This window comes from Psychrobacillus sp. FJAT-21963, assembly GCF_001420585.1.
Taxonomy (GTDB): Bacteria; Bacillota; Bacilli; order Bacillales_A; family Planococcaceae; genus Psychrobacillus.
Window position 1 is genome coordinate 534,979 of sequence record NZ_LJIY01000001.1, and the last position, 16,596, is coordinate 551,574.

General features: G+C 38.4%; 16 protein-coding genes. All 16 read right to left on the minus strand.

What is annotated here, in order from left to right:
• Positions 1-320: 320 nt before the first annotated feature.
• Positions 321-1,445: an acetylornithine transaminase gene (locus AN959_RS02400; protein ID WP_056827985.1), complete on the minus strand. Its 1,125-nt coding sequence runs from the start codon at positions 1,443-1,445 to the stop codon at positions 321-323.
• The gene (argB, locus tag AN959_RS21625) at positions 1,442-2,221 is read right to left on the minus strand and encodes an acetylglutamate kinase (RefSeq protein ID WP_056827986.1); all 780 of its coding nucleotides are present in this window, start codon (positions 2,219-2,221) and stop codon (positions 1,442-1,444) included. The genes AN959_RS02400 and argB overlap by 4 nt, the downstream gene beginning before the upstream one ends.
• A complete protein-coding gene (argJ, locus tag AN959_RS02410; RefSeq protein ID WP_056827988.1) occupies positions 2,184-3,410 on the minus strand; it encodes a bifunctional glutamate N-acetyltransferase/amino-acid acetyltransferase ArgJ in 1,227 nt (408 codons plus the stop codon). The genes argB and argJ overlap by 38 nt, the downstream gene beginning before the upstream one ends.
• Positions 3,411-3,455: 45 nt before the next feature.
• Positions 3,456-4,490 (minus strand): N-acetyl-gamma-glutamyl-phosphate reductase, encoded by a 1,035-nt coding sequence (gene argC, locus AN959_RS02415; protein WP_056827990.1) that lies wholly within the window; start codon positions 4,488-4,490, stop codon positions 3,456-3,458.
• A gap of 215 nt (positions 4,491-4,705) precedes the next feature.
• Entirely contained in the window at positions 4,706-5,752 is a 1,047-nt protein-coding gene (locus tag AN959_RS02420) for an anti-sigma factor domain-containing protein (RefSeq protein ID WP_156350713.1), read from the minus strand.
• Positions 5,752-6,510, minus strand: a complete 759-nt coding sequence (gene sigI, locus AN959_RS02425; RefSeq protein WP_056827994.1) for an RNA polymerase sigma-I factor — start codon at positions 6,508-6,510, stop codon at positions 5,752-5,754. Before sigI ends, AN959_RS02420 begins: the two co-directional genes overlap by 1 nt.
• Before the next feature lie 394 nt (positions 6,511-6,904).
• A complete protein-coding gene (locus AN959_RS21505; protein ID WP_056827996.1) occupies positions 6,905-7,582 on the minus strand; it encodes a hypothetical protein in 678 nt (225 codons plus the stop codon).
• Between the two features lie 180 nt (positions 7,583-7,762).
• Positions 7,763-8,692, minus strand: a complete 930-nt coding sequence (locus tag AN959_RS02435) for a DMT family transporter (protein ID WP_056827998.1) — start codon at positions 8,690-8,692, stop codon at positions 7,763-7,765.
• Positions 8,693-8,707: 15 nt separating this feature from the next.
• Positions 8,708-10,153 carry a sodium/pantothenate symporter gene (gene panF / locus AN959_RS02440; protein WP_056828000.1) on the minus strand — a complete coding sequence of 482 codons (1,446 nt, stop codon included), beginning with the start codon at positions 10,151-10,153 and terminating at the stop codon, positions 8,708-8,710.
• A complete protein-coding gene (locus AN959_RS02445; protein ID WP_056828002.1) occupies positions 10,150-10,410 on the minus strand; it encodes a YhdT family protein in 261 nt (86 codons plus the stop codon). The genes panF and AN959_RS02445 overlap by 4 nt, the downstream gene beginning before the upstream one ends.
• Positions 10,411-10,674: 264 nt before the next feature.
• The gene (locus AN959_RS02450; RefSeq protein WP_056828004.1) at positions 10,675-11,934 is read right to left on the minus strand and encodes a hypothetical protein; all 1,260 of its coding nucleotides are present in this window, start codon (positions 11,932-11,934) and stop codon (positions 10,675-10,677) included.
• A complete protein-coding gene (locus tag AN959_RS02455) occupies positions 11,931-12,608 on the minus strand; it encodes a hypothetical protein (RefSeq protein ID WP_056828006.1) in 678 nt (225 codons plus the stop codon). Before AN959_RS02455 ends, AN959_RS02450 begins: the two co-directional genes overlap by 4 nt.
• A 15-nt stretch (positions 12,609-12,623) precedes the next feature.
• Positions 12,624-14,006 (minus strand): S41 family peptidase, encoded by a 1,383-nt coding sequence (locus tag AN959_RS02460; RefSeq protein WP_056828008.1) that lies wholly within the window; start codon positions 14,004-14,006, stop codon positions 12,624-12,626.
• Positions 14,007-14,354: 348 nt separating this feature from the next.
• On the minus strand, positions 14,355-15,170 hold the full coding sequence (locus AN959_RS02465) for a flagellin (protein ID WP_056828009.1): 816 nt from the start codon (positions 15,168-15,170) through the stop codon (positions 14,355-14,357).
• A gap of 439 nt (positions 15,171-15,609) precedes the next feature.
• Entirely contained in the window at positions 15,610-16,065 is a 456-nt protein-coding gene (locus tag AN959_RS02470; protein WP_056828011.1) for a hypothetical protein, read from the minus strand.
• A 129-nt stretch (positions 16,066-16,194) separates the two neighbouring features.
• Positions 16,195-16,581 (minus strand): hypothetical protein, encoded by a 387-nt coding sequence (locus tag AN959_RS02475; RefSeq protein ID WP_056828013.1) that lies wholly within the window; start codon positions 16,579-16,581, stop codon positions 16,195-16,197.
• Positions 16,582-16,596: the final 15 nt, after the last annotated feature.

A 16,596-nucleotide genomic window follows, 5' to 3' on the forward strand; every position in this document is an offset into this window, starting at 1 on the left:
GGAGTTTGTCTTGTTCACGGCTTAGTTTGTCTCGTTCAACCATATTTTAGGTAAATTAAAGGACCTTCCAAATAGGCAGGTCTTTGCAGATTGTAGATAATTCAAATTTCGAAGGTGGTACTTCAGACTGACTTGAAAACGCTTGTCAGTCGAGGCGCGCAGTACGAGGCGGAAGCGAATAGAACTTTAGTTCATGAGCTTACAACGATGTACAAGCAACGAAGAATGAAAGCGTTTGTCAACAGTCTGAAAGGTCCTGCCAAATAGGCAGGTCCAAATTTGTGAATAGCGGTTCGCAGAGCGCTTTAATTCAAGGTGTATTATTTTAAGATAGAAGAAAGTATAGTTACCGCTTGGTCAATTTCTTCCAATGAAACGGTAAGTGGTGGTAGGAGTCGAATCACGTTTGGTCCTGCTGCAACTAGAAGTAGTCCGGCTTCTTCAGCTTGCGCTATATACGGTGCTGCTTCCTCTTTGCAAACGATACCGAGCAATAATCCCGAGCCCACAATCGGGTATTGAGGTAGTGCTTCTTTTAGTTTATCCAAAAAGTAGTTAGATTTTTCATTGACTTCATCTAAAAATTTTGTAGTAAAAACATTGTCTAGCACTGTTTGTGCCACTGCTACTGCTAATGGGTTGCCGCCGAATGTTGTACCATGTGTTCCAGGGCCAAAAGAGTCATGTAAAGCACTCGTTCCGAGCATTACTCCGATCGGAAAGCCTCCTCCGAGTCCTTTTGCTAACGTCATAATGTCAGGTTTGAGTACAGTATGCTCATAAGCATAGCGAGTTCCTGTGCGGCCGATGCCTGTTTGCACTTCGTCGATTATTAATAATATTCCTTTGGATTTGCAAATGTCAGCGATTACTTGAGCGAATTCAGGCGTTACTTGGTTAACTCCACCCTCCCCTTGGATCACTTCAAGCATGATTGCCGCTACTTTTTCGTCGATAGCCGACTCCAGTTGCTCGATGTCATTGAACGGTACTGTTCGGAAAGTATCCAGCAAAGGTCCGAATCCATTTCGAACTTTGTCTTGGCCAGTAGCGGACATTGCACCAAATGTACGTCCATGGAAAGATTTTTCAAATGTGATGATAACGTGTTTTCCAGTATGTTTGCGAGCTAGCTTGATTGCCGCTTCATTCGCTTCGGCTCCACTGTTACAGAAAAATGCGTGTGCTAAATGCGTATCTTTTACTAAGGTTGCAGCTAGCTGTTCCTGTCCAGGACTTTCGAATAAATTCGAAGTATGCCATAGTTTTTCACTTTGTTGTTGAATTGCTTCAACAATCGCCGGGTGTGCATGACCGAGGCTTAGCACTGCGATGCCACTAGTAAAATCGAGATACTCTTTCCCTGTATCATCTACAATAAGCGTCCCTTTCCCTTGCACTAAGTGAACTGGTCGACGCGCGTAATTTTGAAATAAAGAACTCACACGAGTACCTCCTGATGTAAAATGGTCGTTCCTTCTAGTTGCTCCCCGACAATTTGAACGGAAGGAATACCTGCGGCTAAACAATCGAGTGCAGCAGTCACTTTCGGAATCATTCCTCCGTAGATTTCTCCCGTTGTGATCCATTCCGCAATTGCAAAGGAAGTTACAACTTGTTGCACTTCCCCTTCAATTTTAATGCCAGGTGTATCTGTTACGAGCTGCAGGCTTTCCGCTTTTATTGCGAGCGCTACTTTATTTGCTACTGTATCAGCATTAATATTGAGTGGTGTGCCAGTCTCAGTGCAGCTTATGCTCGAGATAACTGGTGTGATGCTGTTTGCTAGTAGTATTTCTAGCATTGAGCAGTTTACTTTATTTATTTCTCCGACAAAGCCGTAAATTTCTTTGTCTAATAACGTACATTCTAATAAATTGCCATCATATCCGCTTAAGCCAATTGCTACAATCCCGCTTTTATTCAACTGTTGAACAAGTGTTGGATTGACTTGACCTACTAGGGTCGACTGGACGATACCGATTGCTTCTTCAGATGTGACTCGAATGCCGTTTATAGAGGTTGACGTTATATTATTTTTTGCGAGTTCTTTATTAATTGCAGGACCTCCGCCGTGGACGATGATTATCTCATTGCCAGCAGCTTGGAGTTTTTTGAAATTGGTGAAGAAGTTTTCATTTAACCCCTCCAGCATGCTTCCACCAAGTTTGATGACGATGCGTTTAGGAGCGATAGGTTGCGTTGATTTGGACGTAGTCATATGTCAAATCGCACCCCCATGCAGTTCCTTGGCCATCGCCTTGATGTATATCTACGAAGATTTTTACTTCTGGTTGTTTTAAATAGACGATCAAGTCATCCTCTGAGAATGCGACAGGTTCACCGTTTTCTACAACTTTTGAAGTCCCAATATGAATCGTGATTGCGTTAGGATCCAGGGTAGCTCCACTATAGCCAACTGCTGCGATTATTCGTCCCCAGTTCGCGTCGTTTCCGAACACAGCTGTTTTCACAAGTGGCGAACCGACAACTGTTTTAGCTATTTTGCGAGCTTCTGCATCAGTAATTGCTCCCTTTACTTCTACTTCAATCAGTTTTGTTGCACCTTCTCCATCTTTTGCAATCATTTTCGCCAATTCTTGGGACACGATGTGTAAGGTTTGCACGAAGTTTTCCCAATCAGGATGTTCTGGAGTAAGCGTTTCGTTTTCTGCCATTCCATTTGCCATGACAATTACCATGTCATTAGTTGAAGTATCGCCATCGACAGTAATAGCATTGAACGTCACGTCAGTAATCGATTTTAGTGCTGATTGCAAATGTTCGGATTCAATGTTTGCATCCGTTGTAATGAAACCAAGCATCGTCGCCATGTTTGGTTCAATCATGCCAGAGCCTTTTGCAGTTCCAGCGATAATCACTTCTTTTCCATCAATCATTGTTTGATAGGAAGTGTTTTTCGTAACGGTGTCTGTCGTCATGATTGCTTGAGAGAAGGACATTGCCCCTTCTAACTCATCTACTGGATCCAATTGTTTGATTCCTTCTGTTACCGGATCCATTTTCATCAATTCTCCGATGACACCTGTTGATGCAACACCAACTAGATTCAGATCGATCCCTAGCTTTTCGGCAGTTAGTTTTTGCATTGTATAGGCATCTGCCATTCCTTGCTTGCCTGTGCATGCGTTGGCATTACCGGCATTGACGATGATTGCTTGCATTTTACCTGTCTGGTACACCACATCTTTTGTAACAAGTAGTGGCGCCGCTTTAATAGCATTCGTCGTGAATACACCCGCAACGCTTGCTGGGACCTCGCTGACTAGCAGAGCAAGGTCTTTTTTCTTATGCTTAAGGCCGCAGTGAATGCCAGTCGCTTTAAATCCTTTTGGTGATGCTATATTTTTATATGAAATACGCTTCATTGCCATGGTGGTTATAGCCATTTATTTTATTCCTCCTAATCAGCGTTTACGCTGAACTAATTAATGTTAAATGAATAATGGGACGTGCTTGAGGCCAGTTGTTTGATCGAAATTAAATTGAACGTTCATGTTTTGAATAGCTTGACCAGCAGCTCCTTTGACCAGATTGTCGATAACCGATACTACGGTCGCGCGGTTTGTGCGCGGATCAACCTTGACATGAATGTCGCAGAAGTTGGAGCCATATACTTGATTTGTTCCGAATTTGTTAGTTTCTTTTATTATTCGAACGAAAGGATGGTTTGCGTAAGTTTCTTCTAATGTATCGATTAGTTGTTTTTCTGTTACACCTTCGTTTAAGGGAGCATAGCTTGTTGAAAGAATTCCTCTTGTCATCGGTACAAGATGAGTAGTGAACGTGATCGTTGTATTTTGATTGGCAAAGAGGTTTATAGCTTGCTCGATTTCCGGGATATGTTGGTGTTGATGTAATTTGTATATGGCAGTATTTTCATTCGTTTCACTGTAATGTGTCATCTGCCCCGGCTTGTTACCCGCTCCAGATATTCCACTCTTCGCATCGATAATAAGATGTTTTACGTCGATGAGATTTTCTTTCAAGAGAGGAAGTAATGAGAGTAAAACCGCTGTCGGATAGCATCCTGGGTTCGCGACTATATCAGCTTGCTGAATGTTGGTTTCGTTCCATTCCGTCAGACCATATACGCTTTTCTTAATAGCTTCAATAGGAGCTGGTATTTTTTTATACCACTGCTCATATTGGTTTGGATCCTTCAGACGGAAGTCACCAGATAAATCAATGAGCTTTGGACCTTTATCTATTAATGATGGAAGTAACTCGCTCGATACCCCTGAGGGAGTGCTCGTAAAAATCACATCATACTCTTTTAATCTATCAGGCTCTATTTTTAATAACGGCTGGTCATGAATATTCAACAAATGTGTATATTTATTCGAAAACACGTTTCCTTCATCTGAAGAAGTGAACAAATCCAGTGTCCCTATTTCAGGATGTGTATGCAAAAATCTAATTAACTCAAGCCCACCATAGCCAGTTGCACCAATAATTCCAACCTTCATTTTCTTCACCTCTTCAGTAAGTTAGAATCTATTATAATACTGCATAAATATAAAGTCAATCGTATTTTTATAATTTTTTTGATTATTTTATAGATTTATGAATAAGAGGGGAATAATATTACAGAGGTGTTACTGGTGCCTGGCACCAGCAACACCTCTGTAACACATTTTTTCCATAGAAAAAGGAGCGAATTGAGGGATTCGCTCCTTTGCGTTTAGTTGTTTCCGTTTCCGTTGTTGTTTCCATTACCATTACCGTTATTGTTTTTTTCTTGATCTTTTTGGGATTTTTCATTTTCTTTTTGTGTTTTTTCTGCATCTTTTTGCTGTTTTTCTTTATTCATTTCTTTTGCTTGGTTTTCGGTAGGCTTAACGTTGTTATTTTGTTGATTTCCTTTTTGTTCCGGAAGCTTTTCTTTTTGTATTTCCTGCTTTTCTTTTATCTTTTCTTGTTGCTGTTTAACTTTTTCTTGTTGCTCTTGCTGTTTTTGTTCAATTTTTTCTTGTTGTTTTTCTTTATTGGATTGTTCGTCTATATTGTTTTGGTTGTTACTGGATGGTGTCTTTTGTATATTACTCTCCTGGTTTACTGGAATGCCATTGTTTCTAAGATTATCTTTTATTTTATTTCCGTTCTCAACTTCTTTTAACTTTTGAATGGATTTGTCATGTTTGTCAGCTTCTTCACGTTCTTCAATGGTACTTTCATTAACTATCCAGTCTTTGTCGGTGTGCTCGCTTTGTACTTCTTCAACTGCTACTTCTATAATTTCTTTCATATCAGATGATTCTTTATTATTTTCGTATATAGTTGTTATTGCTATTTCTTTTGCAAGGGGACTTAGTTGCTTTACTATGTTTGACAATACGATGTCCACTGGGTTCCCCTCCCAATCTTCGAGCATGATAGGAGCTGTATCATTTAGCGACCGAAGCGTCACTACTAATCCCTCTTGATCAACACCTAATTCTACTGAATTGTTTGCATCCAATTGTACATAAGCTAGAGCAGTCCCAGGGTTTGGGATAAAAGATGCTATCACAAATAGAAGAAACATTGCTGCGACAATAACTGGCGCGAGAAAAGAAGGTTTTGTCCAATTCCTACTAAGAGTAGTTACCCCCATTAAACGGAATTCAACTTCTTGTCCAATCTCAGGATTCGAAATGATGGGAACGCCTCGAAGAAATTTACCTTCCTTCGTTAGAAAAATCATATATTTAGTTTTCTTTTCGCAAACAATGCCTTTATAAGTGCGCATCATATGATTTCTCCTTTTACATACTCTTTTATATAATTGAAGTCACTTTTTAACAGTAAAGCAACTGCTATTATGTATTTTCTATGCCGTTCTAATGTTTTTCGTGAAACCTCGACGATTTCTTCCATTTCTTTCAGTGGTAATCTTTTATATTTTATAAGAAATTCATAGAATTCTTCTGTCTCAGCAATAATTTGTGATGTTTGAAATGCTGTTTTTCTCGCATCCTCATGCTTTGGAGCAACTTTTGCTAGATCTTCAAATGATAACCCGAATTCTGCCAGTAGTTTAGTATAGCGAGAAATTTCTTCTCTCCTTGCTTCTGCCTGCTGTTCTATTGAATAGGAATCAAGTGCTTGAGCGTCAAATAACAGCTGGTGCTCCGTTGCCGCTTCTTCTCTTGATGCATGTATTAATAGAACTTTCTCTTTTCGGACAGATTCTTTGCGAATAAAATCAATGATACGTCTCTTTATTATTAAGTGTGCATAAGTTTGCAATGATGCATTTTCACTAGGGTTAAAGCTCATGATAGCTTCATGAAATCCATTCATAGCTACACTAAATTCTTCGTCATGTTCATCAATTGATCGTTTACAAACAAAGGATGCGGTTTTTTTCATAAATGGGGTAAAGGCAAAAAGAAGGTCATTTAAAACCTCCTCATTCCCTGCTTTTGCCATTTGAGCAAGTTCAGTCGTTATTTGTTTTTGCTTTGTTTTCGTTTTGAAAATCCCTTGAATAATGGACAAAAGCATACATACCCTCCCGTTCTCATCTTTCCCTTAGCCTCTCATTGTAACTGGCTGATTGGAGAATGAAAAGCGGTTAAACTATAAATAGTTCAATCTTCGTCATTATTATAGTACTAGCGATGTTATTCTATTATTGCTCTAGTACTATATTATTCGTTCGTCATGATACATTTGTGGGGGTGGCTAGAGGATAATTTTTATGTAGAAATATAAATAGTAGTTTTTAATATTGATTGAAGATAATACATTTAACAAAAAGGAGGCTCTTAGGAACCTCCTTTTTGCAGTTGTTTTGTTTCCCTTAAATAATAGACGAAATCATACGTATCTACACGTTTTTACTTCATCTAAAGTACTGGGTTAAATAAAATTAAAATAGTGTATTGATAAAGAGGATTTATTTATCTTCTTTATTTTTTTTATTTTCTTGTTTTTCAGCTTTATGTTCTTCTTTTAAAGCTTTTTTTTCTTCTTTATGCTCTGCTTGAAGTGCTTTGCGCTCTTCTTTTTGCTCAGCTTTAAGAGCTTTGCTTTGTTCTTTAGCAGATTCCTTTGCAGGTTCTTCTACAACAGGTTTTTCAGCTACTGGTTTTTCCACTGGTGTAGGTTCAACTGTTACAGGTTTTTCTTCAACCGGTTTCTCAACTACAGGTTCTTCCGTTTTCGGTTCTTCTACTGTAGGTTCTTCAGCTTCTTTTTGTGCAGCTTCAAATTTAGCGATTGCTCTTTCAGCATTACGTTTAATTGCTGCTTTCGCAGTTTCACTTCCAGCATTTTCATAAGCTTTTGTAAGCGCTGCTAGATTTCCAGCAGTGTAACCTTCAGGAATTTCAATTCCAATAGAATCTCCTGTAGTAACTTCTCCTCCAACAGTGTCCCCTGTAGTAACTACTCCCCCAACAGTGTCTCCTGTAGAAACTGGAGCTGTTGCCGTAGTTTGCTCTTTTTCTTTAGTCAAATCATTTAAATTAACCGTGTCGAACAAATTTTCATTCGCCCATGCATAACTTGCACCTGTTACTGTCATTGTTGCAACTAATAATGCTGCACTTGTTTTCTTCCATTTCATCTGCATTTTAGAATCACCTCGGATAGAATTTTGTCCCGTACTATGTTCGGACACTATATTATTCGTAATAAATTCATATCTTGTGGGGGTGAAGACAAAAAAATAATATTACAGATGTGTTACTGGTGCCTGGCACCAGTAACACATCTGTAATATATTTAAGGAGTATATAGTAAGGAAGCGGTTTTAACTGCTTTTAGGTTGTTGCATTTTTTTCTTTTTATGTTTTTTCCATATATCCTCGGCTGCACCGGATCCTAGCATTACACCTGCTACGATTAGGAAGAGCCCGATGAAATGGCGATAGTTTAGTATTTCACCTAAGAAGATGGCAGATAGAATCAAAGAGAATAATGGATTTAAATTCATAAATATAGCCGATTTTGTTGCTCCTGCTTTACCTACTGCGTAATTGTACATGAGATGTCCTATCGCTGTCGAAAGTACGGCAGATGCTAAAAATAGAACCCAAAAAAGAGGCTTTGTTTCAGTAAATGTGTAGATACCTCTTGGTTCTTGCACTAAGCTAATAACGATTAGCACAACTGCTCCGATTAGTAGCATATAGGCAGTGAGCAATCTTGGGTCAAGTGTTCTCGCTGCTTTACTTACGACCATATAGCTCAGTACTTGCGCTAAAATTGCGAGGAACACATAGAAGTCCCCAAGGTTGGCACCGCTAGACTCTCCACCTACTACTAAGATGGATACCGTCACCCCAGATAGACCTAGTAAAAGGCCGAGCCACTGAAATCGTGATGGGAAGTACTTTAATATAATCGCACCTGAAATAGCTGTAAGCATTGGACCCGTTCCTAAGATTAGACCTCCGTGGGTCCCACTTGTAATCGCAAGCCCCATGTTCAAAAAATAATGATGGAGCACGACATTGGAGAGAGCCCCTAATAATATGTACTTCCATTCTTGTTTCGTTGGCATTCGTAGGAGATTCATTTTCCATAAAATGACCAGCACTACTAGACCGGCTGTTAAAATTCGAAAAGCCGTTAGGGTAACTGGAGGCACTACTGTTACTAAATATTTAAGTATCGGTAGGTTTGCTCCCCAAACGAACATGACGAACACGAGCATTAAATATATATTCCATTGCTTCATTTGAGGAACTCCTTTTTAAAAATTGTATTTTGTTCTCTTAATTAATAAACTACATACGACATATGCAAGTAGCGATAAGATAACTGGCACGACGACCGTATGCACACCGAATAAATTGCCGTTTGATTGATTGTAAAAATGCAAAGCAATATATGAAACAATTCCTGTGATCATGGATGCTACCGCTCCGTATTTATTGCCATAAGACCAATATAGTCCAAGGACGACTGGCCAAATAAAGGCTGCTTCTAACCCACCAAACGCAAAAAGGTTTAAGAAAATAAGTAAATCAGGAGGATTCAATGCTAATAAAAATACAACAGACCCTAATAGAGTCGTCACCCCAAAGCTTAGATTTTTGACCATTTTCTCGCTTGCATTCGGATTCAGATAGTTAATATAAACATCCTTTACAATAGAAGAACTCACTAGAATAAGAAGGGAGTCAACTGTCGACATAATCGCGGCAAGTGGTGCAGCAAGTACAATCCCTGCAAGCCAAGCAGGAAGTACCTTTAGTGCTACAAGTGGAATTACCGTATCCGGAACTTCCACACCAGGTAAAATTGTACGTGAAAAAATACCAATTAAATGCATGTTCAGCATAATAAAACCAGTTACAACCGTTCCGATTACAAGTGCTCTGTGCATAGAGCGAGTGTTTTTATAGGACATTGCACGTACTGCCATTTGCGGAAGTCCAACGACTCCTACTCCGACAAGTATCCAAAAGGAGGAAACATACGCTGCGGATAGGTTCCCTTCATTGCCGTATGGCGTTACCAGGTTTGGATTTTCAGCAAGCAGGTCCTGGATTATATTCGGCACGCCGCCGCCAGCAATAACTACCGCGATTAATAACACGAGTGTACCAATTACCATAACTCCACCTTGCACAGCATCGGTAACCGCAACAGCTCGGAAACCTCCGATTACTACATAAACTAATACGGACACTGCAAAAATAAATAAGGCTGTTGTATATTTCATACCCGTTAACGATTCGATTAAGCGGCCACCACCGACCCATTGTGCCGTCATCGCTGAAAATAAAAAGATGATCATACTAATTGCAGCAAGCAACACAACGGCTGTGCTGTTATAACGAACCTTTAGGAAATCTATTAACGTGATGGCATTATAGCGTCGAGCTAAAATTGCAAACTTCTTCCCTAAAATAAGTAATACAAAGTAACCCGTCACTACTTGGGTCATCGCAAGCAAAACCCAACCAAACCCCATTGTATATGCTGTTCCTGGTCCCCCCAGAAAACTTGAAGCACTTCCATACGTTGCAACCATCGTCATTGCCAGAACAAAGCCGCCAAGCTCTCTTCCACCTAAAAAGTACTCCTGCAAGAATCCTCCTGTAGATGATTCCAGCTTTTTACTAGACCAAAATCCGATGATAAAAATAATTGCGAGAAAAATAATAAGAGGGATAATAACGCCTATATTCACAGCTCTTCCTCCCCTTCTTCAAACGAAACATCCTTCAAAACAAATTTCGCCAATACAATAACCGTTACACAAATGAGAATAAAACCAACAATACAGCTATAGAAAAACCAATCCGGAAAACCAAGAATATAAGAATACTCTTCTACCGGTCGAGATCCAAGCCCATATGCAAAACCAAACCACCAAATAAAATGAGCAATAGCAAGTCCAACTCCAATTAGTGCTTCCCGATGTGCAATTTTAAAACGAGGATCCATCTTTCCATCAACCCCTATCATTTCCATTCATTACTTCAGTATAGCGAAGTTAAATTAACTTGTTAACAAGTTAATACCAGAAACTTAGACTTTCTAAATATTACAACAGTGTTACTGGTGCCAGGCACCCAAACAAACACGATAAACGTGAAAAACGTGAAAAATAAAACAATCACGAAAGTTGAAACTTTCGCGATTGTTTAAACTAACATGAATGTTTGGGTGCCTGGCACTTGTCACAAAGTACTTGTCACCTTACATTTCTTATTTATAAGTCAAGTATCTGATGTAGTCTTTCCAGCCGACTGCTTTAATGCTATTCCAAGTTGGAAGATCCATAGGGAATGGTAGGAATGCGGTTGAGTCATCCCGTTTTAGGTCTGCATTCAGGATTACCATGTTGTTCTCTAACCCTTCTGAAAGAATAGCATATTGTTTTAAGTCAAATGGTACTGTTACTGGAGTGCGGACGATACGACCTTCATTTGTTAATGTGTAGATTTCAGCTTTTTGTTCTGCTCTGTTTAATAGCCATTTTGACTTTACTTGCACTGCGTTTTCCACTTCATCTGTTGTGATGACGGAATTTATGTTAGCGGCAAATGGCAATTCTTCAGGCTGCTCATTTAATTGAATTTTTACTTCGTATAGTGGTTCTTTGGTTTTATTGTCCAATTGTTTGTATGCTTTTAGCCATTCTGACTTGTTGGCAGGCACTGCTGACTTCGTAAGTATACTACCTTCCGCTGCATCTTCTCGATGTGTGGAGTAGTTCATTACTTTTTGGCCTTCTATGATCTCGTGCCATTCTTTTTCATTGGCGAATGTGAGTACCGACTTTTCATTCGTATATATACGAATGAAATAAAGACCGTCTCGCTCTTCAATGCTTGCCACACTTCCATCAATCGGACTTAGTAATGAGAGATCGCCTTTTTCTTGACTAAGCTGCGTTGTGACAATTTGTAGCTTGCGATCAACTTCCGCAAGTTTTTGCTCCGCTTCAGCGATTGCTTGTGCGTAATTACCATCTTGCGGAACATTCACATCTACTTGGACATTGACGTCAATCACGTCATCGGTCGTCGTGCCTGTTGTGGAGCCTTCGCCATAGGAAGTGGCGTACGAACTAGCACGTTCCGATTCAAGTGAGCTTATAATTTGTTGAAGCTGTGACTGCTCCTGCGTATATGCTTGCTGCTCTGCTTCCCAAAGTGAACGCTGGTTATCGGCAGATTCTGTTTTTAATTGGGCAAGTTCTGCCCCTTGTTGGACAATATCCCCTTCCGCAATTATAAAATCACTAACTGCCTCTGCATCAATTGTAACAACTGTTTCTTTCGCCGGAACTACTAGCGATTCTTTTTCTATCTCTTGCGCGTACGTATTCGCCTGAGCTCTGTCGTATTCTTCTATATAATAGCTTCTAGCCAATTGGCTTTTTTCTGAGAATAAAAGAATGGCATTTGCAGCAATAAATGTGGAGACAACGATTGCTATACCTATAGTAAATCCCTTATTCATACAGATTGCCCCCCTTCAAACCAAGTTTCAAATGGGATTACATGAAATCCTGCTGAAACGAGAGCAAGTACGATTTGGATAACTATTAAAATGATTAATAGTTTACGAGTCGACATTTCTGTGAACGAACGCAGAAAATGAAACTGAATCGCAATTATTAGTCCAGTGATTAACGTTAAATAATTAAAGAAATGAATGAAAAATTCATTATCTAAAAACGTTGCTGCCAGTGGTCCAAAAGACAAAATTGAAAATTCAGTTGTGTAGCCAACTATAGAATAAATGAAAAAGTTTAAGGCTTTTTCGATTAATAGTAAAGCGACAACGAATAGTTGCAAAACCGCCACTTTAGATAAATCAATACTAGTTATTTTATGTAAGAGAAAGGCAATTCCAAAAAAATGAAATGCCATATATAAGATTGCCCAAATGAGTACACCGATCAAGGAGACTATTCTCGCCACCGAATAAGTGTCCTCATATCCATTCGCAAAAATGGATGTAAGTGCTTCTGTATTCATTCCCCATATATCTTGAAGAGCGAACAGGAGAACTCCTAAAAGTGCGATAAACCATACTCGCTTCTCAAAGCTACGCATTGTGTTAGTCTTTAGCGAATCAATTAATTCATTTCTGTTGAAAAGATATTTCCAAAATCGAAATTCAAAAAACATTCCAATGTTCCCCCTCTATGGTTGAACAGTTACTTCCACATAAGCACCGTTTTTCATCGCGGTCCCATTTTTCGGTTGAAAATTAGGATGGATGAGTAGTAAGTATGCTGCTCCTTTATCTAATGGTGCATTTGGTTTTACAACGAACTGCTTGGATGATTTTTGTTTAATCGTTATAGGCACGCCGTTGGTTTCACCAAGCTTTACTAACTCAATATTCTTTTGGTCCTTATTGTCTTTTATTTCTTTCGAAAATGTAACTGTAAATTCTTTTGTTGCTGGTATGTTCGAAAGTGTACGAATTTTTTTATACGTTTTATTCGTTTCTAAAATTGTGTCCAAATGCGCTTGGGAAAGCTCCTTTCCTGCTTCCGTCAGAACATTTGGAGTGACACCTGTTTTATTGATAATTGTTCCTTTTGGTCCAGTAAAAGTTGCTACTGTCAACTTCAAGAAAGATCCATCTGACAATTCATAAAATGTCTGCATTGTTCCTTTTCCATATGTTTTTTGACCATAAAGTTTCGCTGATTTTTGGTCTAGTAAAGCTGCTGCCGTCATTTCAGAAGCACTTGCGCTATAGCCATTTACAAGAACCTTTGTATTTTTAGGAAATAAAGACGCATGCTGTACAGATTCCACAAGCCCAGAAGGACCTCTCGTTTCAAGATAATAAGCGTGAGGGCTATTTGGGAATAAACCAATAAGTTCCTCAGCAGTAGGCACATACCCCCCGCCATTATTTGTTAAGTCAAGAATAAATGAAGTAGCACCCTGTTTTTGCAATGCGTTCTTTGCATCTTGAACGAGTTTTGCTCCATTTTCGGAGAATGAATTGATTGCGATATATCCTGTGTTTCCATAAAGCAGCTTCTTTGTCACAACAGGTACATGGAATTTTTTGCGTGTTAACGTATACGATTCTTTTTTATTCGTTTCTTTTAAAACGATTAATTGAACCTCCGTTCCTTCTTTACCTGTAATGAGCGATGAAGCTTGTTGTATAGACATTTTTTCAGTAGAAGTACCGTTCACTTCTATAATAATGTCTCCAGATACAATACCAGCACCGTCAGCTGCTCCACCATCAAACGTGCTAACAACCTGAATCCCTTTTTCATGCTCTTCAATAACAACACCTATCCCAGTTGTCGTATTGTTGATGGAGTTTGTGTACTTTTCGTATTCTTCCTTTGTAAAATATGTAGAATAAGGATCCAATTGATTCATAATGTCATCAATCGAAGTGGCGCTTTGCAGATTAGTCGGAACTTCTCCCTTATAATCCTCACGCACAATTTGCTTCACTTCATTAAGTGGAGCACTAAAAGCGGAAACTGGAGCAACCAATATACTAAAAATTAATAGAATAATTGCAAAACCAGAAAACCTCTTCATTCCATTTCCCCCTTTTAAAGCTTATAAACCTATCATAACCGAAAATCTTCCATTCTGCCGTAAATTTATTACAGATATATTACGAAAAAATATACAATATTAAAAAACCACTCAATGGAAGTGCACAAAATACAACATATTCCAAATTATCAGGGTTTATTACAGGTATGTGCTGCGGGTGAAAGGGATGTAATGTTACTGGTGCCAGGCACCAGTAACATTCCCGTAATAATACATGAACCTTTAATCGTAAGTATCTATAGAAATAAAAACAATCGTGAAAGGTTAGTTCTTCACGATTGTTTAGTGTGTTGTATGATTTTAGGTTTTGCTTGGAAGTGAGTTGGTCTATTGTTTTAATAGTTGCAAGATAGATTGGGCTTGTTGCATGTGGAGTCTTAGAACATATTGGCCAGCTTGCATTAAGATATTAGCTTTTGTTAACGCCATCATTTCTTTTGCGATGTCCGCATCTCGTATACGAGACTCTGCAGCTGTTAAATTTTCTTCCATATTTACCGCGTTATTATATGCATGTTCTAGTCGATTCGTATATGCACCCATGCGCGAACGTTCACTAGATACTTTATTGATCGCTTTATCTAGTTCCCCAATCGCTTCATCTGCTTTTTCTCTTGTTGAAATCGAAAGATCATTTACTCCTATGCTTACTGCTCCCATATTTCCAAAAGTTAGCTCGATGTGTTGTCCTGCATTTGCTCCTGCTTGAATTTTTAATGAACTTTGAGAGCCATCGAGTAGCTTTTTCGTATTAAATTCGGTATCTGTAGATATTCTAGTAATTTCTTTTTTTATTTCCTCAAACTCGATGCCTAGTTGTTCTCGATCATTGTCTGTTAGCGTATCATTTGCAGCTTGGACACTAAGCTCTCGCATTCTTTGTAAGATGGAGTGTGTTTCATTTAACGCACCTTCTGCTGTTTGAACAAGTGATATCCCATCTTGAATATTTCTTGCTGCTTGTCCGAGTCCACGAATCTGCGCTCTCATTTTCTCGGATATAGCAAGACCTGCAGGATCATCTGCAGCTCGATTAATACGGTATCCAGAAGTTATTCGCTCCATGGACTTATTTGCAATTGCCCACTGGGTGTTCATGTTTCTTATTATCGACAACCCAGTAGAATTCCACATTCCAAACATCTGATCATCCCCCAAGGACCCTTTTTGTATATATCGTCTTCTTCCAAATATTTTCAAGTTTTCTAGTAAATTTATTACAGGGTTGTTACTGGTGCCAGGCACCAGTAACAACCCTGTAATAAACCTGAAATATTGTTGTGTTTTGAGGATTATATTTAACTATTATGGGTAAACTATGGAAAGTTATATTTATATTATTTTTTTGCATTTATACTTTAGTGTTATTTCCCGGGAAATCTACAAATATGGAGGACAAATGACATGAAAAACGACAAATTCATAGGATTAAGCTGGGGGGATATTTTGTTTGGATTATTTGGTTCGAGCGCTTTCGTATTAATTCTCTACTTTTTTACTTCATTTTAATTTTTGAATACATAAAAACACCTATCGAAAATTTACTTTTTTTCGTTAGGTGTTTTTTATTTGGCTATTAGGTTCAAAGGTGGCATCCTCCATCAGTGTTCTTTATTTCTTGGATTTCATGGAATAATGCTTCGTTTCTATGGAGTAAAGAATAATCAATCATTCTATTATAGTTTTCTTGTTCTAGTTGCTGGATGATTTCTTCAGCACCTTCTATTGAAGTCGAGACAGAATCATTATTCGTTGCCTCAATTATTGACAGTAAGTGGATATGAATATCAGAAACAAGTAAGAGCTGGTAAAGTGGAAGACGAATGAATCGGTTTCCTTTTTGGAAAACGAATACTTCGGATAAATTCTCTACTTGCAGCGTAGTAGCATTCACTATTATTTCTTTTCCTTCTACAGGTATAAAGTGAAATAGTTCATCTTCTTTTCGAATGGAAAAATATTGATAGGCAAACACTAATTTTATTCTTCCAGCCTCGTGCTTTGTATAAAATGGTTTCATTAACTGTACTAGTAACATTTCATCCCCTCCCTCATGTTTAGAATTTTCTGACTTATATTAGTTTATCATATTTTATGATTTACGTGTAGTGCAAAACGCTAAAAAGCGAACACATTATTATGTATTCGCACTTCTTACTTCCTTATATTATTTCAATGATAAAACCTTAGCTGACTGTGGTCTATTTCTTCCAGAACCATATAGTAAGTAGCCTACTTTTCTTTCATTGTAGCGTACAGCAAATGTTTGAAACACTTTTTGAAGGATGACTGATTCTTGTGGCATTTCTTCGCTTTCTAAGTAAAAGGAAAGTATTTTAGTTTTGAAGTTTAGATGCAAATCATAAATTGTAAAATCATCTGCTACTATCTGTTCAATACGTGTCGTTTCTTGAGTAGGATAACCAATAAAATACTTAATATCACTTGTTTTAACACCGACTATTTTTACTTCTTCCAACCACTGTTGTCGCTCATGATCTAGAAAATCAAGCAATGAAGGTATATAAAACTGTATTTTATTTACACCACTCACTTCCTTTCTTATTGT

What these genes read in the sequence shown, in the direction of transcription:
- argB (WP_056827986.1), bottom strand. Translation starts at nt 2,221, where the DNA reads ATGACTACGTCCAAATCAACGCAACCTATCGCTCCTAAACGCATCGTC.
- argJ (WP_056827988.1), bottom strand. Translation starts at nt 3,410, where the DNA reads ATGGCTATAACCACCATGGCAATGAAGCGTATTTCATATAAAAATATA.
- argC (WP_056827990.1), bottom strand. Translation starts at nt 4,490, where the DNA reads ATGAAGGTTGGAATTATTGGTGCAACTGGCTATGGTGGGCTTGAGTTA.
- AN959_RS02420 (WP_156350713.1), bottom strand. Translation starts at nt 5,752, where the DNA reads ATGCGCACTTATAAAGGCATTGTTTGCGAAAAGAAAACTAAATATATG.
- sigI (WP_056827994.1), bottom strand. Translation starts at nt 6,510, where the DNA reads ATGCTTTTGTCCATTATTCAAGGGATTTTCAAAACGAAAACAAAGCAA.
- AN959_RS21505 (WP_056827996.1), bottom strand. Translation starts at nt 7,582, where the DNA reads ATGCAGATGAAATGGAAGAAAACAAGTGCAGCATTATTAGTTGCAACA.
- AN959_RS02435 (WP_056827998.1), bottom strand. Translation starts at nt 8,692, where the DNA reads ATGAAGCAATGGAATATATATTTAATGCTCGTGTTCGTCATGTTCGTT.
- AN959_RS02445 (WP_056828002.1), bottom strand. Translation starts at nt 10,410, where the DNA reads ATGGATCCTCGTTTTAAAATTGCACATCGGGAAGCACTAATTGGAGTT.
- AN959_RS02450 (WP_056828004.1), bottom strand. Translation starts at nt 11,934, where the DNA reads ATGAATAAGGGATTTACTATAGGTATAGCAATCGTTGTCTCCACATTT.
- AN959_RS02455 (WP_056828006.1), bottom strand. Translation starts at nt 12,608, where the DNA reads ATGTTTTTTGAATTTCGATTTTGGAAATATCTTTTCAACAGAAATGAA.
- AN959_RS02460 (WP_056828008.1), bottom strand. Translation starts at nt 14,006, where the DNA reads ATGAAGAGGTTTTCTGGTTTTGCAATTATTCTATTAATTTTTAGTATA.
- AN959_RS02465 (WP_056828009.1), bottom strand. Translation starts at nt 15,170, where the DNA reads ATGTTTGGAATGTGGAATTCTACTGGGTTGTCGATAATAAGAAACATG.
- AN959_RS02470 (WP_056828011.1), bottom strand. Translation starts at nt 16,065, where the DNA reads ATGTTACTAGTACAGTTAATGAAACCATTTTATACAAAGCACGAGGCT.